Source organism: Photobacterium damselae subsp. damselae (assembly GCF_038086725.1).
Classification (GTDB): domain Bacteria; phylum Pseudomonadota; class Gammaproteobacteria; order Enterobacterales; family Vibrionaceae; genus Photobacterium; species Photobacterium damselae.
Genome location: NZ_CP146970.1, coordinates 2822950 through 2846809 on the forward strand (window position 1 = coordinate 2822950; position 23860 = coordinate 2846809).

Genomic DNA, 23860 nt, shown 5'->3' on the forward strand with positions numbered 1-23860 from the left:
TAAGCCGTTTAACTTAACTGCCTTATTTGTTATGAGTACAGAACGCAATCATCAATATGTTGGCCGCTTCGCCCCATCACCATCAGGACCTCTCCACTTTGGCTCTTTGGTGGCGGCATTAGGAAGCTATTTACAAGCTAAGTCACAGCAAGGTCGCTGGATCGTTCGTATCGAAGATCTGGATCCACCTCGCGAAATGCCAGGTGCTGCCGATGATATATTGCGTACCTTGGATGCCTTTGGGCTACATTGGGATGGCGAATTGATGTATCAAAGTCAGCGCCTTGATGTATACCAAAGCCAAGTAGAACACTGGTTAGCAACAGGTGATGCCTACTACTGTCAATGTACTCGTAAACAGATCAAAGATGGCGGCGGCTACTATTTAGGAACTTGTCGCCACCTCAATCACGGTGCAGACCAAAGTTCAATCCGACTTAAAATAGATAATCCAATAACTCACTTTACCGACCAACTTCATGGCCGTATCGACATTCCAGCACGATTAGCCGCTGAAGACTTTATCATTCGCCGCCGCGATGGTCTGTTTGCTTATAATCTTGCCGTGGTACTCGATGATATTGAACAAGGTGTTACCGAGGTGGTTCGAGGTGCCGATTTGATTGAACCAACGGGTCGTCAAATTAGCTTGTACCAATTATTGCAACAACCTGAAGTGAGTTACTTACATTTACCATTAGCTACAATGGATAATGGTTGTAAGTTATCTAAACAGAATCATGCTCCTGCTATCAACAAACAGGATCCTAGACCGCAGTTATTGGCTGCAATGCATTTTCTTGCTATGCAGCCACCTAACGAATTAGCGTCTAATTCTATTGAAGAAATACTGAGTTGGGGCATCGCGCATTGGCAAGTAGATAACCTGCCACAAGCGACAGCCATCACTCTGGCATTCTAAAATGTGCAGCCGTGATATATCATATGCGGCTGTCTGTTGAACGATATATATGAAAAATGGGGTGTTTTATTTTTAGTCGAGTTGCCACTTTCTGCCGTAAGATATTGAATCGACAAGCTTCTGATGAGTTCACTGAGGATCAGAGTTTGCAAGTTTACCAACGTCAAGAACACGGAATTTCAAGAAAAGACATCAGCGAAAATGCGTTGAAGGTGCTTTATCGTCTAAATAAAGCGGGATTTGACGCCTACCTTGTTGGTGGTGGCGTCCGTGATTTACTACTCAATAAGCAGCCAAAAGACTTCGATATTGCAACCAATGCAACACCCGAAGAGATCAAAGCCCTATTTCGTAACTGTCGTTTAGTCGGACGTCGTTTCCGTTTAGCTCATATTTTATTTGGTCGAGATATTATTGAAGTTGCGACCTTCCGTGGTCATCACTCAGATCCTCAACCACTACCAAAAGAAAAAGAAGCTAAACAGAAACAGACTTCAGCACAAAACCAATCAGGCATGCTATTGCGTGATAACGTGTATGGCACCATTGATGAAGATGCTGAACGTCGCGATTTCACTATCAATGCGCTTTACTACAGCGTAAAAGATTTTACTGTGACCGATTATGCTCATGGTGTTGAAGATCTTGATGATGGCATCATTCGTTTAATTGGCGATCCTGAAACGCGCTACCGTGAAGACCCTGTACGTATGCTGCGTGCAGTTCGCTTTGCAGCAAAGCTTGATATGAACATCGAGCGTAATACTGAAGCACCAATCAAACAACTGGCTCACCTGCTGCAAGATATTCCAGCGGCACGCCTGTTTGAAGAGAGTCTGAAACTGCTGCAATCAGGTCAAGGTTTAGCGACTTATCATCTATTGCGTCAATACAATCTATTTGAGCAACTATTCCCACTGCTTGGCGAACACTTCACAGAAGATCGTAGCAGCCAAACAGAACTGATGCTTGAACACATTCTGCAAGCAACAGATGAGCGTATCGCTGAAGGCAAGCGCATTAACCCAGCCTTTATGTTTGCGGCTATGCTGTGGTATCCATTAATGACTCGTGCTGAAGAGATCACCTATGCTAGTGGCCTAACCTTCTATGATGCATTTATGGTTGCGGCGAACGATATCTTAGATGAACAGGTTCGTAGTATTGCTATCCCTCGTCGTCATACCACCACGATTCGTGATATTTGGATGCAACAATTACGCTTTAGCCGTCGTACCGGTAAACGCGCATTTAAGATGTTCGAGCATCCGAAGTTCCGTGCAGCGTTTGATTTCCTAGAGATGCGTAGCCACTTCGAACAAGACGACATCAAAGAACTGGCAAAATGGTGGCAAGACTTCCAAGCTGCTGATCGTTTTGTTCGCAGCAAAATGGTACAAGCGATCAACGACAATGGTGGTAATCCTCAACGTCGTCGTCCACGTCGCCGCCCTCGTCGTAATAATGGACCTAAAAAGCCACAGCAGACGAAAACGTCATCATGATCCGAGCTTATATTGCGATCGGCAGTAACTTGGGCGATCCTGTCGCCCAAGCAAAAAGTGCCATTGAAGCACTTAAAAACACACCTGATATTTATGTGGTTGCAGAGTCATCCCTCTACAGCAGTAGCCCGATGGGACCTCAAGATCAACCCGACTATATTAATGCGGTTGTTGCTATCGACACCCCATTAGCTCCATTAGACCTACTGGACAAAACTCAGGCGATTGAGCTTGAGCATGGTCGTGTGCGAAAGGATGAGCGTTGGGGCCCTAGAACACTGGATCTCGATATCATCTTATATGGCGATCTAGTGCACGATTGTGAACGTCTAACCGTTCCACACTATGGAATGAAAGTGCGTGAATTCGTACTTTATCCACTGGCCGAAATTACCCCTGATCTGGTACTGCCTGATAACACATCTTTGCAAGCGTTATTAACTCAGGTAGACCGTAACGGCTTAGCTATTTGGCATAAGTGAGTAAGATTAGGGCAAGGGAGAAGCTATGAAAAAAATTACTATTAACGATCTGATGACATGGAAGCGTGAAGGTCGTAAGTTCGCATCAATTACTGCATACGATGCGAGTTTTGCTCAACTTTTTGAGCAACAAGAGGTTCCAGTTCTACTGGTGGGTGATTCATTAGGTATGGTGCTACAAGGCAAACCCGATACCTTACCCGTAACAGTAGAAGATATTGCTTATCACACACGTTGTGTTCGTGCTGGCAATCAAAACTCCTTATTAATGGCAGATATGCCGTTTATGAGCTACGGCACCCCAGAACAAGCCTGCGATAATGCCGCGCAACTGATGCGAGCTGGCGCCAATATGGTGAAGCTTGAAGGTGGCGCATGGCTGGCAGAGACCATCACAAAACTGACAGAACGCGCAATTCCTGTTTGTGCTCACTTAGGGCTAACACCTCAGTCAGTTAACATTTTTGGTGGCTTTAAAGTGCAAGGTCGTGACGCAGACCGCGCTGAGCAGATGGTAAAAGATGCTATTCTACTTCAGCGTGCTGGTGCTCAAGTGATTCTGCTTGAATGTGTACCAGTTAGTCTAGCCGAGCGAATTACCAACGCGGTTGATGTCCCTGTCATTGGCATCGGTGCCGGTAATGTAACCGATGGTCAAATTCTGGTTATGCATGATGTGTTCGGTATTTCAGCTAATTACATTCCTAAGTTCTCCAAGAACTATCTAGCTGAAACTGGAGACATGCGTGCTGCAGTTCGTAAATTTTTAGAAGAAGTTGAATCAGGTGCATTTCCTGATGCTCAACGTACCTTTGAATAAGGAATAGAGATGCAAACATTCGCCGATATTGCCTCAATGCGAGAGCAAGTTCGCACTTGGCGCCGTGAAGGTCGCCGCATTGCTTTTGTTCCAACTATGGGCAATTTACACGACGGTCATATGCGCTTGGTACGTAAAGCGCGTAAATATGCAGATATTGTCGTGGTCAGTATTTTTGTCAACCCAATGCAGTTCGACAAACCAGAAGATCTACAAAACTATCCTCGCACTTTAGACGATGATCTAACTAAGCTAGATGCAGAACATGTTGATGTAGTCTTCACCCCAACACCTGAAATGATGTACCCGCAAGGTCTTGAATCACAAACTTTTGTTGAAGTGCCTATTCTTTCACAAATGCTAGAAGGTGCTCTACGTCCAGGTCATTTCCGTGGTGTAGCGACTATCGTTACCAAGCTGTTTAATATCGTGCAGCCTGATGTAGCTTGCTTTGGTGAAAAAGACTACCAGCAACTAGCATTAATTCGCCAGATGGTTAAAGACATGGCGATGGATATTGAGATCGTTGGTGTACCAACAGTTCGTGAGCTGGATGGCCTTGCGCTCAGTTCTCGTAATGGTTATCTAACCGTTGATGAACGCCAGCGTGCTCCTGTGTTAGCTCGCACTATGCGCTGGGTTAGTAGTCAGATGCGTGGTGGCCGTACCGACTATGATGATTTGATTGTTGATGCCAATGATCAGCTGCGTGCTGCGGGTTTACAGCCTGATGCTAGCTTTATTCGCGATGCTGTAACACTGCAACCAGTAAGTGAAACCAGCACTAAAGCGGTTATCCTTATGGCTGCGCAACTAGGTAAAGCTCGTCTTATCGATAACCAAGTTGTTGATCTTACGCCAATACAAACCACAACTGTCACCGAGGCAGTTGAAGAGTAATCATTCATTACTGAATATTAAAAAACGCAGCTTCTATGGTTATAGAGCGCTGCGTTTTTTTATATCACAAATGGACTGATATTAAGTTTGGATATATCGCTTTGGGATATCCTGCTTAAGATCGTAGACCAATACCTTTTGAAATTAAGTGATACGCCACCGCATAAAGTGCAGCAACAAGAACAACTAATACTGCAAACGAAGTCCCGATACCCACATCCGATACTCCTAAAAAGCCATAACGAAACGCATTGACCATATAGACAATAGGGTTAAGTTTTGACACGCCTTGCCAAAACTCAGGCAGTAGATCAATAGAATAGAAAACACCACCAAGATAGGTTAAAGGGGTTAACACAAAGGTGGGAATAATACTGATGTCATCAAAAGTACGCGCAAATACGGCATTAATCAAACCACCGAGTGAAAACACAATAGAGGTTAAGACAACCGTCGCAATCACTACGCCAATATGGGCAATAGAGAGTTTGACAAAGAAGAGTGACACCATAGAAACAATAAAGCCCACCCCAAGACCACGTAAAACACCACCACCGACATAACCTGCAATGATGATGTAATTAGGTACTGGCGCAACTAAAAGCTCTTCAATATTGCGCTGAAACTTCGAACTAAAAAAGGAAGATGCGACATTCGAATAGGAGTTCGTAATCACCGACATCATAATTAAACCCGGCACGATATACGCCATATAGCTAAAACCGTGCATCTCTCCGATTCGACTACCGATCAAATTACCAAAGATAATAAAATACAGGGTCATGGTGATCGCAGGTGGCACCAATGTTTGCACCCAAATACGGGTAAAACGATGAACTTCTTTGGTGATCAAACTCTTAAAGGCGATCCAATATTGGTGTCTCATGCCTTATCCTCTTTTGCTTGCGCCACCAATGTGACAAATAACTCTTCTAAACGGTTGGCTTTATTTCGCATCGATTGCACATTGATGCCCAGCTCTGACAATTGGGCAAAAACATGATTTAGGCTTTCACCTTTATTAATCTCAATCTCTAAGGTTGTGCTATCAAGCAAACGCCACACGACCTGTTCAAGTGCTACGGTTTCAACTGGCACACTGAGATCCAGAATAAAGGTCTCAGCTTCCAATTTGCTCAATAATGATTTCATCGTGGTGTTTTCGATTAACTCACCATGATTAATAATGCCGATATTACGACACAACATCTCAGCTTCTTCTAAGTAGTGGGTGGTCAAAATAATGGTCACCCCTTGTTCATTGATGCTACGTAAGAATGTCCACATAGAGCGGCGAAGTTCGATATCTACCCCCGCAGTTGGTTCATCTAAGATCAATAATTTAGGTTCATGCATCAAAGCACGAGCAATCATTAAACGGCGTTTCATTCCACCAGATAAATTACGAGCTCGCTCCCCTCGCTTACCCCAAAGATCCAACTGAGAGAGATATTTTTTAGCTCGCTCTTTAGCAACTGAGCGTTCAACTCCGTAATAACCCGCTTGATTCATCACAATTTGTTCTACGGTTTCAAAAGGATTGAAATTGAACTCTTGCGGTACGAGTCCAAGCTGATTTTTTGCTTCAACTTTTTGCTTATCTAAGTCAAAACCAAAAATACTAACCGAACCAGATGTTTTATTTACTAATGAACTTATGATACCGATTGTCGTCGATTTACCAGCACCATTAGGACCTAGAAGTGCAAAAAAGTCACCTTCCTTAACTTCTAAGCTCATGTTTTTAAGGGCATTTACTCCACCCTTATATATCTTATTTAAATTTTTTATTTCCAGAGCGTTCATAAAATGCGATCTTATTGTTAGAAAATTACATAACTAATCCGATTTGCTATCAGCTCAGCTTGTGTATATTAAGGGACATATCAACAAAAGGTATTATCATGGCAGATATAAAACAGTTATTCGCAAATAACCTAGCTTGGTCGGAAAACATCAAGGAAGAAACCCCTGAGTTTTTTTCCCACCTAGCAGAAGCTCAACACCCTCAGTACCTTTGGATTGGCTGCTCCGATAGCCGAGTTCCAGCTGAGCGCCTAACTGGATTAGATTCTGGTGAGCTTTTTGTTCACCGAAATGTTGCTAACCAAGTTATCCATACCGACCTTAACTGCTTATCAGTTGTACAATATGCAGTCGATGTTCTCAAGGTTCGCCATATTATTATTTGTGGTCACTATGGCTGTGGTGGTGTAACAGCAGCAATTGAGAACCCGCAGTTAGGCTTGATCAATAACTGGCTTCTACACATTCGCGATCTGTATCTTAAGCACCGTAGCGATTTAGGGGCTCTCGATCGCGAAGATTGGGATAATAAGCTCTGTGAAATCAATGTCGCTTCTCAAGTTTATAACCTAGGTAACTCAACCATTATGCAGCAAGCTTGGGAGCGTGGTCAGCAAGTGAAAATTCATGGCTGGATCTACGGTATTGGTGATGGCGTCCTCAGAGATCTTGGCGTCACCGCAACCAGCCGCGAAAGCCTCGAAGTTTCTTACCAAGCGGCTATGTCTGCTATTTTACCTGCGGTTGAAGCGTTAGAAAAATCACTGTAATTCATAATATTTATTTCAGTGATAAAAAAAGCGACTTCATTAAGTCGCTTTATCTTTCTAACTAAACCAAAGTCTTAGTCTTCAAGTAGTGTCACTTTACCAATGTAAGGTAAATGACGGTATTTTTGTGCGTAGTCGATACCAACACCTACCACAAACTCATCTGGAATCACAAAGCCATACCACTCTACAGGTACATTCACTTCACGACGTTCAGGCTTATCAAGCAGAGTACAAATGCGAATTGAGTTCGGTTCACGTAGCTCTAAAATCTCACGAACTTTACTTAGCGTATTACCTGTATCAATAATATCTTCAACAATCAGTACGTCTTTACCTTTAATGTCATCATCAAGGTCTTTTAAGATACGCACATCACGGCTACTTTCCATGGTATTGCCGTAGCTTGAAGCAGTCATGAAATCAACTTCATGAGTTAGATTAATTGCACGAGCTAAATCCGCTAAAAATACAAATGAACCACGAAGTAGACCAACCAACACTAAATCTTTTGAGTCTTTATAATGCTCAGTGATCTGTTGACCTAACTCTTTAATACGCTCTTGAACTTCTTGCTCACTAATCATCACTTCGATGGTGTGTTGTTTCATATTCCTCTCCACAAATACGATCGTACAGGCTATTTATCTAACCAAGTCCATTAAACATTGTACCACTCATTCTACGCAAACGTTATTTCTATCACACTATGTCAAAAAAATGACTCATCCAGTCAAGGTTCTGTTTGACACCTTTTATGGGTTAGGTAAAGTTATTCAGTACAAAAATAAATACTAATTAATACAAATAGGGCTAGGAATGAATAACAATATGGACATGGTGATTAAGCGTACTCGTACTCGCTTATCTCCAGAAAAACGTCGAGAGCAGCTACTCAATAGCGCACTGGATGTTTTTGCTCGTCGTGGTATTGGCCGAGGGGGCCACGCAGATATCGCGGAAATGGCAAATGTCTCTGTTGCGACCGTTTTCAATTATTTTCCAACTCGCGAAGATTTAGTAGAACAGGTATTAATTCACGTTGAATCTCGTTTCAATAAACTACTGACACACTCTCTCAACGATGAAATGCCAACCGCAAAAGCCAAACTGACTAACCTTACCGATTGCTTAATTAAAGCTGTTATAGAGCAGCACGATTGGCTAAAAGTCTGGTTTGAATGGAGTACATCAGTACGTGATGATATTTGGCCGCTGTTTATTAAAACCAATAAAAGTAACTTACAAAAGTTAACCGCGGTTTTTGAACAGGGATTAACAGCTGGAGAATTTAGTCGCTCTCAATCTGCATCAGATTTAGCGCATATGTTTCACGGTACCTGTTATGTGCTGTACTTACAAACGCACCTAACCTTAGACCCTGAAATCATGCAGCGACAAGCTGATAACTATTTACAGAGCCTATAAGATACAAGCTAAATAAAAAGACCTGTTCACAATACAGGTCTTTTTTTGTCTCATCGAGGCTGATAAAAAAGTTTAAACCGCCTTCGCAAAAACAACTGGTTCATGGGGTTCGATTGCAATATCAACTCGCTCCCCCACTTGTAAAATATGATGGGAATTGACCACCAACTGATGACCTAAATAATCAACTGTATAACGGCAGCAATCTCCCATAAACACCTGTTCAATGATGATCCCTTTACCATCAAAATTGGGGGCCAAACTAATATTTTGCGGTCGCAATAACCAATCAACTGAACTTCCCTGCTGCATTACAGCTAAAGAAGAAGTAGGAACATGACCAAATGGTGTCGTCAGCGTATCGGCTGTCACTTGAGCTGGTAGATATGACCCAGTCCCCAAGAACTCAGCCACAAATCGACTGCTTGGACGATAGTACAGTTCCGTTGCTGGGCCAAATTGCTCAATAATACCGTGGTTCATCACCGCCATACGATCAGCAAACGCAAAAGCTTCTTCTCGACTGTGAGTAACAAAAATCGCAGTCACCCCTTGCTGTTTGAAAATCTGGCGAATATCTCGAATCAAACCATGACGTACTTGCGTATCAATATTAGAAAAAGGTTCATCTAATAAGATTAAGTCAGGCTCTTGAGCCAAAGCACGCGCAATAGCAACACGCTGCTGCTGGCCACCAGAGAGTTGATGGGGATAACGGTTATCAAGTCCTTGCAAATGCACCAATTCCAGCATTTGCGCGACTTTATCAGCCACACGATCTTTGCTCCAGTCATGCAGGCCAAACGCAATATTTTGCGCCACGGTCAGATGAGGAAACAGCGCATAATCTTGGAAAATCATACCGATATTGCGTTGCTCAGGAGGAAGCCAAACCCCACTGTCTGCCACAACGGTATCACCAATCACCATACGCCCTGATGATAGCGGTAATAAGCCAGCAATAGACTTAAGCAGGGTTGTTTTACCGCAGCCAGAAGCCCCTAATAGACAGACAATCTCTCCTTGCTTTACCTCCAAAGAAAGCTGTTGCAACACAGCCTGACCATGGTAACAACAGGTTAAATTCTCAATAGTTAAGGCTGGATTTATCATCACTTCTGCTCCAGGGATCGATTAACTAAAATAAGCGGGACTAGCCCTACTAAAATTAACAAAATTGCAGGCAACGCTGCGAGCTCCAAATGTTCATCAGAAGCGTAGTTAAAGACATAAGTCGCCAAGGTTTCAAAATTGAAAGGACGCAGTAATAGTGCTGCATTCAACTCTTTCATCGACTCAATGAAAACCAAAATAACTGCAATCAAACAGCCGCGACGAACCAGAGGAAAATGAACACGTCGTAACATTTTAAACGATGCCACACCCATGGTTTTTGATGCCATATCCAAAGATGGTGAGATTTTCGTTAAGCTACTTTCAATACTGCCAATCGCCACCGCAGAAAAGCGCACCACAAAAGCAAAAATCATCGCAAACATGGATCCCGATAAGATAAGCCCAGGCCGTCCCCATTCTAGTGATTTTGCAACATCATTAATAAAATGATCCGCCCCTGTGAGAGGAATCATAACGCCGATGGCTAACACGGTCCCGGGTACAGCATATCCCATAGAAGCAAGACGAATTGGAACCGTATTGAATTTACTCGGTAGCAAACGATGAGAAAAGTTCACCAATAGAGCAAGAAACAGAGCTATCACTGCAGCCACAATCGAGACGACGAAACTGTTAATACTGTACTGTCGAAATGCTTCAGTCCAACTTTGACCGAAATAGGTCCATGCATAGTCTGCTAACTGTAGCATTGGCAGAATAAAAGCAACGGTGACCAATCCCCAACACCAAATAACCGCTAACCACTTCTTCCATCCGGTTAATGTGTAGCGAACACTATCACTACCATTTAGCTGCTGTTGAAATAGTTTTTGCTTACGACGACTAAAGCGCTCTGCACTGATCAAAATAAAAATAACCACCAGCATCAACGCTGAGATTTTTGCTGCCGCATGAAGATTTGAGTATCCCAACCAAGTGTCATAAACCGCAGTTGTTAATGTGTTAACCGCAAAGTAGCTAACCGTACCAAAATCCCCTAACGTCTCCATCGCAACTAAAGAAACACCAACAGCAATAGCAGGACGAACCAAAGGTAAAGAGACTCGACAGAAACTTTGCCACGGATTACAACGCAATAGGCGAGCAGATTGTAATAGGCTAACACTCTGCTCCATAAAAGCGGCGCGCACCAACAAATAGATGTACGGATACAGCACCAACGCTAGAACAAAACACGCCCCACCAATAGAGCGAAAATTTGGAAACCAATATTCAGTCGCGGTTTGCCAACCAAAGAGATCTCGTAAAAAGATCTGAATAGGTCCTGCGTAATCAAACCAGTCAGTATAAATATAGCCAACAATGTAGCCAGGCATCGCAAGCGGCAATACCAAAGCCCATTGCAGAATCTTTTCTGACGGCACCTTACACATTGCCATGATCCAGGCAGATGGCACGCTAAATAACAAAGCAAGAATAACAGTACCAACTACGACCCAAAACGTATTGGCAAGATAAGTTGGCATAACCGTATTTAGGAGATGAGAGAAAACTTGATCAGATTGACCCAGAGCGGTAAAAAAAATTGCCAAGATAGGCAAAACCAGCAGTAGAGATAAACTCCAACTGCTGGTCTGCCAGAATAAAAATTTTTCTTTCATTACAAACAACTTATGTCTTATTGAACCATCGCAGCACTAAACCTATCCCTTAGCTATGGCCACTTATCGCATGGATGACCCTATCATATTATTCTGTTTTTATAAGACTGAAAAAATGCAAAAGAGGAGCTAAACACTCCTCTTTTTTGTAACAAATTACAGATCGAACTTGGTTTCATCTAACAGCTTAATAGCACTGTTATGATATTTAGCCACTTTCTCTAACGGTAATGTATCCGCTGTAAATTCGCCCCAAGACTCAACCAACTCTGAACGCTTCACACCATTTTTAACTGGGTATTCATAGTTCACTTCAGCGTACATCTGCTGAGCTTTATCACCAGTTAAAAACTCCATTAGCTTGGTCGCATTGGCTTTGTTTGGTGCGTATTTCGCCATTGCCATACCGCTAACGTTAACATGCGTACCATTCGCTTTTTGACCTGGGAAATCAATGTATACCGCTTCTGCCCATGCTTTTTGCTCAGGATCATTGATCATCTTGCCTAGGTAGTAACTGTTACCAATCGCAAGGTCACACAAACCTTCTTTTACCGCTTTTACTTGAGCACGGTCATTACCTTGAGGTTTACGAGCAAGGTTTGCTTTTACCCCTTCTAGCCACTGCTTAGTTTCTGCTTCGCCATAATGAGCAATCATAGAAGAAACTAACGATACATTGTAAGGGTGCTTACCTGAACGAGTACAAATCTTCCCTTTCCATTCTGGTTTTGCAAGATCGAGATAATCAAAAGACTCAGGTAATTGACCTACACGATCTTTTGATGAATACACGTTACGAGCACGTAATGTAAGCGCAAACCACTCATCTTCAGAATCTCGGTATTGTGCAGGTACATTTGCTTCAATCACTTTATTATCAACCGCTTGAACTAACTTTTTGTCAGACAGTTCAACCAGACGACTAATATCAGTTGTTAACACCACATCTGCTGGGCTGTATTCACCTTCTTGCTGTAGTTTCTCTGCCAATCCTTCTTTCGCAAACTTAACATTAACTTTAATGCCCGTTTCCTTAGTAAATTCTTTAAACATTGGCTCAACCAAAAATGGCTGACGGTAAGAGTAAACATTGACTTCTTCAGCCGCTGTTGCCATTTGTGGTACAGCTAGACCAGCCAGAATCGCAGAAGCTAACAGTTTTTTCATTGAGAAATCCCTTAAATGCAAAATGTAATGATAATAGTTATCAATTTCCATCCGATTATACTTAGCCGATAATGCAAAACAATACTCTGAAACATTTAAACACAAAAAAGCGCCACCATTTAGGTCGCGCTTTTAAAAGTTGTGATCTTCATATATGTTATAGAGTGACTATAAGACCTTATTGTTTATACTATTTAACGCTAACAAACTCCGGATAAGCATCAATACCACAGTCATGAACATCCATACCTTCAAGCTCTTCATCTTCGGAAACTCGAATACCTAGAGTCAGTTTTAATATGCCCCATACAGCAAAGCTCGCCCCAAATACCCAGCCAAAGATAACAACAGCGCCAAATAGCTGAGTCATAAAGCTGGCATCAGCATTACTAAATGGCACAACTAACAGACCAAACAGACCACATACACCATGGACTGAAATAGCACCAACAGGATCATCTACTTTAACTTTATCAAGTGCCACGATACTAAAGACCACTAAAGCTCCTGCTGCTACACCTATGGCTACGGCAACCAATGGCGATGGCGACAATGGGTCGGCAGTAATAGCAACCAAACCTGCCAGTGCACCATTTAAAATCATGGTTAGATCTGCTTTTCCCCAAGTGGTTTTACACACTAATAGTGCCGCTATTGCACCAGCTGCAGCAGCTGCATTTGTATTTAAGAAAATTTGCCCTACCGCCGTTGCATTTTCAAAGTCGGAAATCATCAACTGAGAACCACCATTAAAGCCAAACCAGCCAAACCACAAGATAAAGGTACCCAATGTTGCTAATGGCATATTCGAACCGGGAATTGGATAGATTTCACCATTTTTACCGTATTTACCTTTACGCGCCCCTAGTAATAGTACCCCGGCTAAAGCTGCGGAAGCACCAGCCATATGCACAATACCAGAGCCGGCAAAGTCACTAAATCCAGCTTCAGATAAAAAGCCTCCGCCCCATGTCCAATAACCTTCTACCGGATAAATAAAGGCAGTCATCACCACGGAGAAAATTAAAAACGACCATAACTTCATACGTTCAGCCACTGCGCCAGAAACCACCGACATCGCGGTTGCAACAAACACAACTTGGAAGAAGAAATCAGATTCTAGCGAGTGATCAGCATCAGGAGATTGCGAACCTATTAACGTGCCAATCGATGGGAAAAAGCCTCCTTCGCTATTATTGACATACATAATGTTGTAGCCGACAACCAAAAAAGCGGTACAAGCAATGGCATACAAACAGATATTTTTTGTTAAGATTTCTGTGGTGTTTTTTGAACGAACCAGTCCCGCCTCCAACATGGCAAATCCTGCCGCCATCCACATCACTAATGCACCGGACATCAAAAAGAAAAACGTATCTAATGCATAACGCAGTTCGGTTACTGTCAGTGATAATTCCATAATACATTCCCTATTAACGGTTAATTCCAAAGTTAAATTGAGCTGAGCCAAATCTGTAACGACTTATAGCGCTTCCATATCAATTTCACCGGTTCGAATACGTACAGCATGTTCAAGGTCATAGACAAAGATCTTACCGTCACCAATTTTTCCCGTTTGAGCAGCCTTGGCTATGGCTTCGACAATGGCATCTAAATTGTCAGCTTGAGTGGCAATTTCTAGTTTTACTTTAGGTAGAAAATCCACTTGATATTCCGCCCCACGATAAAGTTCGGTATGACCTTTTTGACGTCCAAATCCTTTCACTTCAGTCACTGTCATGCCTTCAACTCCGACATCCGATAATGCTTCACGAACATCATCTAACTTAAATGGCTTAATGATTGCGTTGATGATTTTCATTGCTCGCTCCTTGACTGTTTTTGTTGTTTACAGTTATTTAACAAACAATGACTATGCCAAGTTTTTTTATTCTTATATTTCATTAATTTAGAAAAAATAGAGCTTTGAAACGAAAAAAGGGTGCACCATTACAGTGCACCCTTTTCCCTAAAATAACGCAGTATTAACGCGATAAGATGATATTAGAAACGCTTCACAAACGCCTGCCATGCCAATAGCACTTGCTCTAAATCTTCAAAGCCACAGACAGAAATATTCTCTTCATCATAAAAATTCATATCCTCTTCAAGCTCAGTGTCATCTTCTGAGAAGAGGTAATTAGCCTGAACCAAGGCTTCATTATCTTGCAAACTTAACGTTAACTCATCGCCAACCAGACGCCACTCTGTCGTGGTATTTTTTAGCTGATGGATCTGGGCGACGATTTCATCGATTTTATCGCAATCTTTTTCAATCTCTTCACTTAACCAACGTCCAAGTACTTCGTGCCCCATTGAGAACACGGCGTGATAGCTACCATCCAAGGTATTTTTTTTAAAGTCGTAATCCATAGCTATCCTCTTGTATTATCTTTATGCCCTACCTCAACCAGCAGGATCTTGTGCCATGCAACTAAATGCCACGATTGCACGACAAATTGTCGAACGTACGATGAAAATCATTCACCATTCCGTCAATGTAATGGACGAGCACGGACGAATTATAGGCTCAGGTGACCCATCTCGTCTCGCGCAACGACATGAAGGCGCAATTCTAGCACTGAATGATAATCGTGTGGTTGAAATTGATGCTCCCACGGCAATACAACTCAAAGGGGTCAAGCCGGGGATCAATCTGCCCATCTTATTTAAGCAACATGTCATTGGCGTGGTCGGCATTTCAGGTCAACCCGATGAAGTACGTAACTACGGTGAACTGGTTAAAATGACCGCCGAGTTGATTGTCGAACAAGCAGCATTGATGTCACAAATCCAATGGAATAAACGTCATCGTGAAGAATTTGTCTTACAGCTGATTCAGCAAACAGAGCTTAATGAAGAACAACTGCTCACTATCGCCGAACGCCTTGAACTGGATTTAAACCAGCCACGAATTGCAGCTCTTGTGAAAGTGGTTCCGCAAGCGGGGAAACAGCTCTCCCTTGAACACCTGCAACATCTGGTTCATCTTCTTGAATATCCAGAACGTGATAATCTGGTGGGGATAGCCTCAGTGTCTCGAAATGAAGTCGTTGTGCTAAAGCCAATCAAACTCGATAGTGATCACAAAGGTTGGTCGCGGGATCTCGAACAAAAACGAGTTGATAAGCTGATCCGTCGTATCGCCAAAGAAGGCAATTTTACTATTCGAATAGCTCTTGGTGATTATTTTGCAGGATTTAATGGGCTGGCAAAATCCTTTATGACAGCCAAAGCAACCATGGAAACAGCAGACTTTTCCCATAACAGTAACCAAGTGCTCTTTTACCAAGACAACATCCTGCCTGTATTACTCAGTGGGTTAATAGACGATACTTGGCGCTACCAACAGTTAAGCGCTCCGCTGGAATTATTAGCGCAACACGACCCTCGAGGAACTCTACTCAAAACGCTCAAGGTATATTTTGATCAAAATTGTGATTTAGCTCAAACCTGCCAAACGCTACATATTCACCGTAATACTCTTCGTTATCGCCTTGAAAAAATAGAACAAGAAACTAAGTTAAATTTCAATAACATAGCAGATAAGACTCGACTCTATTTGGCAACTTTGTCACAAGCGTAAAAACCACAAATTGTGCATATGCACAAAAATAGCTGCTTTCTCTGGGTTATTTTTGTTGTTTCGCCTAAAGCTTAATTTATCGATGCCAAGTACAGTCGCAGCCACTGAATCACCTCTGACTGGAAAGGACAATGGTAGAAGTATCCACATTAGGCGCAATCGCCGCATTAATTGTAGCTATCACTCTGATATTACGAAAAGTTCCACCTGCTTATGGCATGATTATTGGTGCCCTAGTAGGTGGTGTTATTGGTGGCGTTTCGTTAACCGATACCGTGTCCCTAATGATTGGTGGCGCACAAGGTATTGTCACTGCGGTATTGCGAATCCTTGCCGCTGGTGTACTGGCAGGCGTATTGATTGAATCTGGCGCTGCTACCTCAATAGCTGAAACCATTGTCAAAAAAGTAGGTGAGACTCGCGCTCTATTAGCTCTGGCTCTTGCAACCATGATTCTAACGGCTGTTGGTGTATTTGTTGATGTTGCTGTTATTACCGTTGCACCTATTGCTCTGGCTATTGCACGTCGTGCTGATATTTCAAAAATGGCAATCTTGCTGGCGATGGTAGGTGGCGGTAAAGCTGGTAATGTGATGTCACCAAACCCAAACTCCATTGCGGCAGCTGATGCCTTTAACGTTCCCCTAACTTCTGTGATGGCAGCAGGTGTTATCCCAGGCTTGTGCGGTATGATTTTAGCTTACTTTATTGCCAAAAAACTGGTGAACAAAGGCAGTAAAGTTCAAGAACACGAAGTAGTAGCAGTTGATATGAGTCGCTTACCGAGCTTTAAAGCCGCGATTGTTGCCCCATTAGTGGCTATTGCTCTGTTATCCCTTCGTCCTATTGCTGGTATTAATATCGACCCATTAATTGCACTGCCTCTAGGTGGTCTATTAGGTGCGATTGCCATGAAACGCCACCGTGATACCAACCACTTTGCGGTATCAGGATTAACCCGCATGGCACCTGTGGCCGTGATGTTACTCGGTACAGGTACACTAGCAGGTATTATTGCTAACTCAGGTCTAAAAAATGGCTTAATTGAAGTTCTGACGGCCTCTGGTTTGCCATCTTATTTATTAGCACCAGTTTCTGGTGCCATGATGTCGCTAGCAACCGCTTCAACAACGGCAGGCACCGCGGTGGCATCAAGCGTCTTTAGCCAAACGATTTTAGATTTAGGCGTTCCTGCCCTTGCTGGTGCTGCGATGATTCATGCTGGTGCAACGGTCTTTGACCACATGCCACACGGTAGCTTCTTCCATGCAACGGGTGGTTCTGTCCACATGGATATGAAAGAGCGTTTGAAATTAATCCCTTACGAATCGGCAGTTGGCTTAATGATTGCTGTCGTTTCAACCTTAATCTTCGGTGTATTCGGTCTATTTGTTTAAGAGGCTCATGATGAAAATTGTTATTGCTCCAGATTCTTATAAAGAAAGCCTAACAGCAATGGAAGTGGCTTGTGCGATTGAAGCGGGTTTTCGCAAAGTATTACCAGAGGCCGAATACATTAAGCTACCAATGGCCGATGGTGGCGAAGGTACGGTGCAATCCTTGGTTGATGCTACAGGTGGTGAAATTATTACCACCCGTGTAACGGGACCTCTAGGCGAACAAGTCGATGGATTTTACGGTCTTATGGGAGACGGTCATACCGCTGTAATTGAGATGGCGGCAGCATCCGGGTTGCACTTAGTCGCTCCCGAGCAACGTAACCCTCTGCAAACCACAACATTTGGTACTGGCGAATTGATTCTTGCTGCGCTTAATCAAGGAGCAAAACATATCATCGTTGGTATCGGTGGCAGCGCAACCAATGATGGCGGTATCGGCATGGCGCAAGCGCTTGGTATCCGTATGCTTGATAGCCAGGGTAAAGAGATTGGTTATGGCGGAGGTGCTCTGGCTCGTCTTGCTACTATTGATATGTCAGGCCTTGATCCTCGTTTAGCGCAAGTTGAATTAGAAGTTGCATGTGATGTGGATAACCCTTTGTGTGGTGAAAAAGGTGCATCGCAAGTCTTTGGACCACAAAAAGGCGCAACACCTGAGATGGTCGCTCAACTTGATGCCAACCTAGCCCATTATGCAGAACTTATCAAAACTCAATTAGGTGCCGATGTAAAAGAGATGGCCGGCGCAGGTGCCGCTGGTGGTTTAGGCGCAGCGCTACTGGGTCTACTGCAAGCTCGCTTACGTCCTGGGATTGAAATTGTGATGGATGCGGTTAATCTGGCTGACGTTGTTCAAGATGCTGATTTAGTGATCACAGGTGAAGGTCGTATCGACAGTCAAACTATTCACGGAAAAACCCCTATTGGCGTTGCACGTACAGCAAAGCGCTTCAATAAATCAGTGATTGGTATTTCAGGCTGTCTATCTAATGATTGCGATGTGGTCCATGATCACGGTATTGATGCCGTATTTAGTGTTGTTCCTCGCTCTGTGACTTTAGCTGAAGCTCTGCGCGATGCGGCATTTAATGTGGAATTAACGGCTCGTAATGTGGCTGCTATGTATCGCCTGAGTCGCTAATAACAAAAAGTAACAGCTAAACAGATAAAACAAACGCCTTGGTTTAAATGAAAACCAAGGCGTTTTCTATAATGAGACTGAAACGATTAATTGGAACTCACGCCTTAAGTTAGGCTGGTTGAACCATAATCACTTCTGCCGCAGGTTTAGTGTACTGTTCCATACGGTGGAAATTCAGATAACGATAAGTATCTGCTGCCGTCGCATCAATCTGCTTAGCAAACTCAAGATACTCTTCAACCGTTGGAATTCGACCTAATACGGCACCCACAGCGGCTAACTCTGCCGATGAAAGATACACATTGGCTCCCGTACCTAAACGGTTAGGGAAGTTACGCGTTGATGTTGACATTACAGTAGCATTATCAGCTACGCGTGCTTGGTTACCCATACAAAGTGAACATCCCGGCGTTTCAATACGAACCCCAGCACGACCGAAAATACCGTAGTAACCTTCTTCGGTTAGTTGGTCTTTATCCATCTTAGTTGGTGGTGCAACCCACATTCGAGTATTGAGCTGTCCACCAAATTTTTCTAACAGTTTACCCGCAGCACGGAAGTGGCCAATATTGGTCATACAGGAACCGATAAAGACTTCATCAATTTCCGTACCTTGTACTTCTGATAGCAGACGCGCATCATCGGGATCGTTTGGTGCACACAAAATAGGTTCTTTGATCTCAGCAAGATCTATTTCAATAATATGCGCATACTCTGCATCCGAATCGGCTGTCATTAAGCTTGGATTATCCAACCACTCTTGCATCGCAGTAATACGGCGCTCTAGCGTACGGCGATCGCCATAACCCTGTGAGATCATCCATTTTAGCATCACGATATTAGATTCAAGATATTCACTTACCGATTGTTGTGACAGTTTGACCGTACAGCCAGCGGCACTTCGCTCAGCAGAGGCATCAGAGAGTTCAAACGCTTGTTCAACCGTGAGGTGCTCGACCCCTTCGATCTCTAACACTCGACCAGAAAACTCGTTGATCTTACCTGCTTTCTCAACGGTTAAAAGCCCCTGCTGAATCGCAAAATACGGAATCGCATGAACCAAATCACGCAGAGTAATACCCGGTTGCATCTCACCTTTAAAGCGAACCAAAATAGATTCTGGCATATCCAGAGGCATCACCCCAGTTGCAGCGGCGAAAGCCACTAAGCCGGATCCGGCAGGGAAAGAAATGCCAAGCGGGAAGCGTGTATGAGAATCACCACCGGTACCGACCGTATCAGGAAGCAACATACGATTAAGCCAAGAGTGGATCACACCATCACCCGGACGTAATGACACCCCACCTCGATTCATAATGAAATCAGGCAGCGTATGGTGAGTATTAACATCAATGGGTTTCGGATAAGCCGAAGTGTGACAGAAGGACTGCATGGTCAAGTCGGCTGAAAAGCCTAAACAGGCAAGATCTTTAAGCTCATCTCGGGTCATAGGTCCGGTAGTATCTTGCGAACCAACCGTTGTCATCTTAGGCTCACAATAGGTTCCCGGACGAATCCCTTCGACACCACAGGCCTTACCTACCATTTTCTGAGCTAATGTATAACCTTTACCAGAATCTGCAACAGGCGCTGGACGACGGAACACATCCGATGCAGGTAGACCTAAAGATTGGCGGGCACGATCAGTTAGTCCACGACCAATGATCAATGGAATACGGCCACCAGCACGAACCTCATCAATTAAGACATCAGTTTTTAACTTAAAGGTGGCGACCAACTCATCACTATCATGACGACGCACTTCACCTTTAAATGGGTAGACATCAATCACATCGCCCATGGCTAATTGACTGACATCCACTTCAATCGGTAGTGCTCCTGCATCTTCCATTGTATTAAAGAAGATAGGCGCAATCTTGCCACCTAATACATAGCCACCTGCACGTTTATTTGGCACATAAGGAATATCATCCCCCATAAACCATAAGACTGAGTTAGTGGCTGATTTACGCGATGAACCGGTACCGACCACATCACCAACATAAACCAGTTGATGGCCTAAAGCTTTTAGCGCTTCAATTTGTGCAATCGGCCCTACCGATCCCACCTGATCCGGCTCGATCCCTTCGCGGGCATTTTTTAACATAGCTAAAGCATGAAGCGGAATATCAGGACGTGACCAAGCATCAGGAGCCGGAGACAAATCGTCGGTATTGGTTTCACCGCTGACTTTAAATACGGTCAAGGTGATCTTTTCAGCTAGCGCAGGTTTTTGTAAGAACCAATCGGCATTTGCCCATGATTGAAGGACTTGTTGTGCAAACTCATTACCTGCTTTTGCTTTCTCTTCAACATCATAGAAAGCATCAAACATAAGTAAGGTGTGCGACAATGCTGTTGCAGCAATAGGCGCTAAACTTGGATCGTCAAGTAAACGAATAAGCGGTTCAATGTTATAACCGCCCTGCATTGTACCTAATAACTCTGCGGCTTTTTCTTTACTGACTAAAGGAGATTGAGCTTCACCTTGAGTAATGGCCGCTAAGAATCCAGCTTTCACATAAGCGGCTTCATCGACACCCGGTGGAATGCGATTTTCCAGTAGATCGACTAAAAACGCTTCTTCATCTGCGGGGGGATTTTTTAATAACTCAATTAATGCGGCCACGTGCTCTGCATTAAGTGGTTGAGGTACGACCCCTTCAGCGGCACGCTCTGCGACGTGTTTACGGTAGGCATCTAGCACGACAAATTCCTCATTCTTCGGTTCGGTTGCAATAACCAAACATCCTTGGAAAGCTTTGCTCTCTGCTCAATACCAAAACCCTTTTGTTATTGAGGTGCTCACAGCAGATAGAGAGAACAAACTGTAACTACACCATACCACTGTTAACTTAAAATTAAAATCCACCCTATTTTTACAACATTCACATTTTAATAAATTTTTTACTACCAGCCCCAACTTTGTAAACCAGTGAGAAAAATGTCAATAAATCATTCAACTGAGGCTAAATACGCTTATTTTGTGACGAGCATCACTCAAGAATGTATACCAACGGCAGATAACCTACACATCCTTGCGATATTAATCTTATTCATTTCACCTTCTATCGCATTTAGCTCATTTATTGCAAAAGCATGACGCCATGAATTTAAATCACTTAAGTATTAAGAAAAAGCTGATCCTCGCCATGATCAGTGCGGTATTATTTTCTACGACTCTTGTTGGTATTTTAAGCCAACAGCAAGCACGAAAAGTCATTGAAACTCGCTTACTTGAATCGGAAATTCCTGCGACTTTGCTGCAGATTCGTAACCAAATCGATAAAGAAGTTTCCTTGTTGCAAGCGGCGGCACAACAACTAGCAACCAACCCACTAGTGATTGATTCTCTCACCGCAACACTACCTCAAGATAACACTCAGATCGTTACCTTACTTAACGAGATCAAACAGCAATATCATCTATTTGACGCCTCTATTGCGGATCGAAATACAGGAAATTATTGGAATCAAGACGGTTTTTTACGCCAGCTCAACCATCAACAAGATAGCTGGTTCTACAACTTTGTCCGCAGTGGTAACGCCAAGATGCTCAATGTCTTTCGTGAAGCTAATGGTGATGTAAAACTGTTTGTTAATTACCAACAACTCAATGGCAAAGGACTAGCTGGGTTGTCTAAATCTTTAGATGAAATGGTGCAATTTATTAATCAATTTAAACTTGAGCAAACAGGCTTTGTTTATCTGGTTGATGATAAAGGTATTGTGCGAATTCATCATGATAACCAATTGATGGGGAAAGCAAGCTTAACCGATTTATACGGTAGCAAAGTGGCAAACCAACTGCTAAAAAGAGGCAAAATCGAAATCGTGGATCTTGATCTTGCAGGCCAAGAAAATCTTGTTGCTTCAAGTTATATTCCAACGATGAATTGGTATGTCATCGCCCAATTACCTAAAAATGAAGCGTTTGCGAGCCTCAACCATGCCCGTAATCAAATTTTAATCTGGACTGCCATCATTGCGCTTGGCTTTACTGCGTTAGCGATTTGGCTTGCGAGCTCCATTACCCGTCCAATTGCTCGTTTAGCCGAGATGTTTAAAGATCTGGGTGAAGGTGAAGGCGATCTACGTCACCGTCTAGACATTCAAGGTAACGATGAAATTGCCCAACTGTCCCAAGGCTTTAATGGTTTTATTAGCAAAATCCATAACTCGGTAAAAGAAGTTGCGGAAACAGGAAATGCCCTACGTCACGCCTCTCAATCGGTAGCGGAACAAGCACAAACGACCTTAGATAACAGCCAAAGCCAACGCGATCGCACCATTCAAGTGGTAACCGCGATTAATGAGATGGGGGCAACCGTCAATGAAATTGCAGGTAATGCAGCTCAAGCCGCTGACGCCACTCATCTAGCAGAAACTGAAGCACAAAGTGGTCAACAGGTTGTTGGGCAAGCAAGAGAAACTATTTCACAACTGTCTCATGATGTGGCCCAAGTAAGTGAAGTAATTGAATCTTTGGCCCATAACACCCAAGCCATTGGCAGCATTTTAGATGTTATCCGTGGTATTTCAGAACAAACGAACTTATTGGCATTGAACGCAGCCATTGAAGCAGCTCGTGCTGGTGAGCAAGGTCGTGGTTTTGCCGTTGTTGCTGATGAAGTGCGCAGTCTTGCTAGTCGAACAGCGGCTTCAACTGATGAAATCCAAACTATGATCAACCGTTTACAGCAAGAGGCCAGCAATGCCGTAGCGGCTATCGAGCAAAGTCGCCTGTTAAGTTCTAATGGGGTTTCAGCCTCTGATGAAGCTAGCAGCGCGTTGATTTCTATTGCCGAACGTATCACCTTAATTGCAGATATGAATACGCAAGTTGCAACGGCAACAGAAGAACAATCAACGGTGGTTAACGATATCAACTGCAATATCGAAGTGATCAACGAAACCACTCAGCGTACAGCGACTACGGCCGAAGATCTTGCGCAAGCGAGCCTTGAACTGCAGCAATTATCTCATCGATTAGAAGTTATGGTCGGAAGTTTCAAGCTTTAAGCCATATTTCTCATTGTACGATGGAACTAAATACTGATAGAGAGCTTCGGCTCTCTATTTTTGTATTGTGCGATGCAATCTTGCAGAATCCATTCTTAAATTTGCAACATAGCAGTTAGAACTCGTTTTTTTCACTATAAATTTTGGCACTAAAATTGATGGATTTTCCTT

General features: G+C 43.3%; 21 protein-coding genes. 11 read left to right on the forward strand and 10 right to left on the reverse strand.

All coding sequences use genetic code 11. The annotated features are described in order from the left end of the window. Nucleotides 1-31 precede the first annotated feature (31 nt). Genes gluQRS through panC form a run of 5 tightly spaced genes read left to right on the forward strand, consistent with a single transcriptional unit; the run spans nucleotide 32 to nucleotide 4629 of the window. A complete protein-coding gene (gluQRS, locus tag WAX86_RS12900; protein ID WP_341488882.1) occupies nucleotides 32-922 on the forward strand; it encodes a tRNA glutamyl-Q(34) synthetase GluQRS in 891 nt (296 codons plus the stop codon). Between the two features lie 56 nt (nucleotides 923-978). Then, complete coding sequence (gene pcnB, locus WAX86_RS12905; protein WP_080551703.1) at nucleotides 979-2427, forward strand: polynucleotide adenylyltransferase PcnB; 1449 nt, start codon at nucleotides 979-981, stop codon at nucleotides 2425-2427. Beyond that, complete coding sequence (gene folK, locus WAX86_RS12910) at nucleotides 2424-2909, forward strand: 2-amino-4-hydroxy-6-hydroxymethyldihydropteridine diphosphokinase (protein WP_065171755.1); 486 nt, start codon at nucleotides 2424-2426, stop codon at nucleotides 2907-2909. Before pcnB ends, folK begins: the two co-directional genes overlap by 4 nt. A 25-nt stretch (nucleotides 2910-2934) precedes the next feature. Beyond that, nucleotides 2935-3729, forward strand: a complete 795-nt coding sequence (gene panB / locus WAX86_RS12915) for a 3-methyl-2-oxobutanoate hydroxymethyltransferase (protein WP_065171756.1) — start codon at nucleotides 2935-2937, stop codon at nucleotides 3727-3729. A 9-nt stretch (nucleotides 3730-3738) separates the two neighbouring features. After that, a complete protein-coding gene (gene panC, locus WAX86_RS12920; protein ID WP_005297652.1) occupies nucleotides 3739-4629 on the forward strand; it encodes a pantoate--beta-alanine ligase in 891 nt (296 codons plus the stop codon). Nucleotides 4630-4744: 115 nt separating this feature from the next. Here the strand turns inward: panC and WAX86_RS12925 are convergent, their stop codons facing one another. Together WAX86_RS12925 and WAX86_RS12930 are read right to left on the reverse strand one after the other, a co-directional pair. Further along, nucleotides 4745-5515 carry an ABC transporter permease gene (locus WAX86_RS12925; RefSeq protein ID WP_065171758.1) on the reverse strand — a complete coding sequence of 257 codons (771 nt, stop codon included), beginning with the start codon at nucleotides 5513-5515 and terminating at the stop codon, nucleotides 4745-4747. Further along, nucleotides 5512-6435, reverse strand: a complete 924-nt coding sequence (locus tag WAX86_RS12930; RefSeq protein ID WP_237033358.1) for an ABC transporter ATP-binding protein — start codon at nucleotides 6433-6435, stop codon at nucleotides 5512-5514. The genes WAX86_RS12925 and WAX86_RS12930 overlap by 4 nt, the downstream gene beginning before the upstream one ends. A gap of 98 nt (nucleotides 6436-6533) precedes the next feature. Between WAX86_RS12930 and can the strand changes: the two genes are divergently transcribed. Beyond that, nucleotides 6534-7205, forward strand: coding sequence for a carbonate dehydratase (gene can / locus WAX86_RS12935; RefSeq protein ID WP_005297646.1), 672 nt, complete (start codon nucleotides 6534-6536; stop codon nucleotides 7203-7205). 74 nt (nucleotides 7206-7279) lie between these two features. On the opposite strand, the gene hpt is transcribed toward can, so the two are convergent. After that, nucleotides 7280-7816, reverse strand: a complete 537-nt coding sequence (hpt, locus tag WAX86_RS12940) for a hypoxanthine phosphoribosyltransferase (RefSeq protein ID WP_005297644.1) — start codon at nucleotides 7814-7816, stop codon at nucleotides 7280-7282. A 220-nt stretch (nucleotides 7817-8036) separates the two neighbouring features. Here hpt and WAX86_RS12945 point away from each other — a divergent pair, with 220 nt between their 5' ends. Then, nucleotides 8037-8633, forward strand: a complete 597-nt coding sequence (locus tag WAX86_RS12945; RefSeq protein ID WP_151171339.1) for a TetR/AcrR family transcriptional regulator — start codon at nucleotides 8037-8039, stop codon at nucleotides 8631-8633. Between the two features lie 72 nt (nucleotides 8634-8705). Here the strand turns inward: WAX86_RS12945 and WAX86_RS12950 are convergent, their stop codons facing one another. The 6 genes from WAX86_RS12950 to WAX86_RS12975 form a co-directional block, all read right to left on the reverse strand. Then, the gene (locus WAX86_RS12950) at nucleotides 8706-9743 is read right to left on the reverse strand and encodes an ABC transporter ATP-binding protein (protein WP_238071158.1); all 1038 of its coding nucleotides are present in this window, start codon (nucleotides 9741-9743) and stop codon (nucleotides 8706-8708) included. Between the two features lie 2 nt (nucleotides 9744-9745). Beyond that, a complete protein-coding gene (locus WAX86_RS12955; RefSeq protein ID WP_284647943.1) occupies nucleotides 9746-11371 on the reverse strand; it encodes an iron ABC transporter permease in 1626 nt (541 codons plus the stop codon). A 156-nt stretch (nucleotides 11372-11527) separates the two neighbouring features. Further along, nucleotides 11528-12541, reverse strand: coding sequence for a Fe(3+) ABC transporter substrate-binding protein (locus tag WAX86_RS12960; RefSeq protein WP_065171762.1), 1014 nt, complete (start codon nucleotides 12539-12541; stop codon nucleotides 11528-11530). Between the two features lie 190 nt (nucleotides 12542-12731). Further along, nucleotides 12732-13961, reverse strand: a complete 1230-nt coding sequence (locus WAX86_RS12965) for an ammonium transporter (protein ID WP_044174376.1) — start codon at nucleotides 13959-13961, stop codon at nucleotides 12732-12734. A gap of 63 nt (nucleotides 13962-14024) precedes the next feature. Further along, nucleotides 14025-14363, reverse strand: coding sequence for a P-II family nitrogen regulator (locus tag WAX86_RS12970; protein WP_005297633.1), 339 nt, complete (start codon nucleotides 14361-14363; stop codon nucleotides 14025-14027). A gap of 182 nt (nucleotides 14364-14545) precedes the next feature. After that, nucleotides 14546-14914: a YacL family protein gene (locus WAX86_RS12975; RefSeq protein WP_068969023.1), complete on the reverse strand. Its 369-nt coding sequence runs from the start codon at nucleotides 14912-14914 to the stop codon at nucleotides 14546-14548. Nucleotides 14915-14969: 55 nt separating this feature from the next. Between WAX86_RS12975 and WAX86_RS12980 the strand changes: the two genes are divergently transcribed. The 3 genes from WAX86_RS12980 to WAX86_RS12990 all read left to right on the forward strand — a co-directional run bounded on the left by WAX86_RS12980 (nucleotide 14970) and on the right by WAX86_RS12990 (nucleotide 18668). After that, a complete protein-coding gene (locus WAX86_RS12980) occupies nucleotides 14970-16127 on the forward strand; it encodes a sugar diacid recognition domain-containing protein (protein WP_341488883.1) in 1158 nt (385 codons plus the stop codon). A gap of 131 nt (nucleotides 16128-16258) precedes the next feature. Continuing rightward, nucleotides 16259-17524 (forward strand): GntP family permease, encoded by a 1266-nt coding sequence (locus WAX86_RS12985; RefSeq protein WP_036763204.1) that lies wholly within the window; start codon nucleotides 16259-16261, stop codon nucleotides 17522-17524. Between the two features lie 10 nt (nucleotides 17525-17534). After that, nucleotides 17535-18668, forward strand: coding sequence for a glycerate kinase (locus tag WAX86_RS12990; RefSeq protein ID WP_341489386.1), 1134 nt, complete (start codon nucleotides 17535-17537; stop codon nucleotides 18666-18668). 109 nt (nucleotides 18669-18777) lie between these two features. Here WAX86_RS12990 and acnB read toward each other — a convergent pair whose 3' ends face one another. Next, the gene (gene acnB, locus WAX86_RS12995; protein ID WP_341488884.1) at nucleotides 18778-21375 is read right to left on the reverse strand and encodes a bifunctional aconitate hydratase 2/2-methylisocitrate dehydratase; all 2598 of its coding nucleotides are present in this window, start codon (nucleotides 21373-21375) and stop codon (nucleotides 18778-18780) included. Nucleotides 21376-21775: 400 nt separating this feature from the next. Between acnB and WAX86_RS13000 the strand changes: the two genes are divergently transcribed. Beyond that, nucleotides 21776-23689 carry a methyl-accepting chemotaxis protein gene (locus WAX86_RS13000; protein ID WP_341488885.1) on the forward strand — a complete coding sequence of 638 codons (1914 nt, stop codon included), beginning with the start codon at nucleotides 21776-21778 and terminating at the stop codon, nucleotides 23687-23689. The last annotated feature ends 171 nt before the right edge of the window (nucleotides 23690-23860 follow it).

Coding starts and splice junctions, on each gene's coding strand:
- panB (WP_065171756.1), top strand. CDS start 2,935: ATGAAAAAAATTACTATTAACGATCTGATGACATGGAAGCGTGAAGGT.
- pcnB (WP_080551703.1), top strand. CDS start 979: ATGGGGTGTTTTATTTTTAGTCGAGTTGCCACTTTCTGCCGTAAGATA.
- WAX86_RS12960 (WP_065171762.1), bottom strand. CDS start 12,541: ATGAAAAAACTGTTAGCTTCTGCGATTCTGGCTGGTCTAGCTGTACCA.
- WAX86_RS13000 (WP_341488885.1), top strand. CDS start 21,776: ATGAATTTAAATCACTTAAGTATTAAGAAAAAGCTGATCCTCGCCATG.
- gluQRS (WP_341488882.1), top strand. CDS start 32: ATGAGTACAGAACGCAATCATCAATATGTTGGCCGCTTCGCCCCATCA.
- WAX86_RS12930 (WP_237033358.1), bottom strand. CDS start 6,435: ATGAACGCTCTGGAAATAAAAAATTTAAATAAGATATATAAGGGTGGA.
- WAX86_RS12980 (WP_341488883.1), top strand. CDS start 14,970: ATGCAACTAAATGCCACGATTGCACGACAAATTGTCGAACGTACGATG.
- WAX86_RS12965 (WP_044174376.1), bottom strand. CDS start 13,961: ATGGAATTATCACTGACAGTAACCGAACTGCGTTATGCATTAGATACG.
- WAX86_RS12955 (WP_284647943.1), bottom strand. CDS start 11,371: ATGAAAGAAAAATTTTTATTCTGGCAGACCAGCAGTTGGAGTTTATCT.
- WAX86_RS12945 (WP_151171339.1), top strand. CDS start 8,037: ATGGACATGGTGATTAAGCGTACTCGTACTCGCTTATCTCCAGAAAAA.
- can (WP_005297646.1), top strand. CDS start 6,534: ATGGCAGATATAAAACAGTTATTCGCAAATAACCTAGCTTGGTCGGAA.
- hpt (WP_005297644.1), bottom strand. CDS start 7,816: ATGAAACAACACACCATCGAAGTGATGATTAGTGAGCAAGAAGTTCAA.
- WAX86_RS12925 (WP_065171758.1), bottom strand. CDS start 5,515: ATGAGACACCAATATTGGATCGCCTTTAAGAGTTTGATCACCAAAGAA.
- WAX86_RS12985 (WP_036763204.1), top strand. CDS start 16,259: ATGGTAGAAGTATCCACATTAGGCGCAATCGCCGCATTAATTGTAGCT.
- panC (WP_005297652.1), top strand. CDS start 3,739: ATGCAAACATTCGCCGATATTGCCTCAATGCGAGAGCAAGTTCGCACT.
- folK (WP_065171755.1), top strand. CDS start 2,424: ATGATCCGAGCTTATATTGCGATCGGCAGTAACTTGGGCGATCCTGTC.
- WAX86_RS12975 (WP_068969023.1), bottom strand. CDS start 14,914: ATGGATTACGACTTTAAAAAAAATACCTTGGATGGTAGCTATCACGCC.
- WAX86_RS12990 (WP_341489386.1), top strand. CDS start 17,535: ATGAAAATTGTTATTGCTCCAGATTCTTATAAAGAAAGCCTAACAGCA.
- WAX86_RS12970 (WP_005297633.1), bottom strand. CDS start 14,363: ATGAAAATCATCAACGCAATCATTAAGCCATTTAAGTTAGATGATGTT.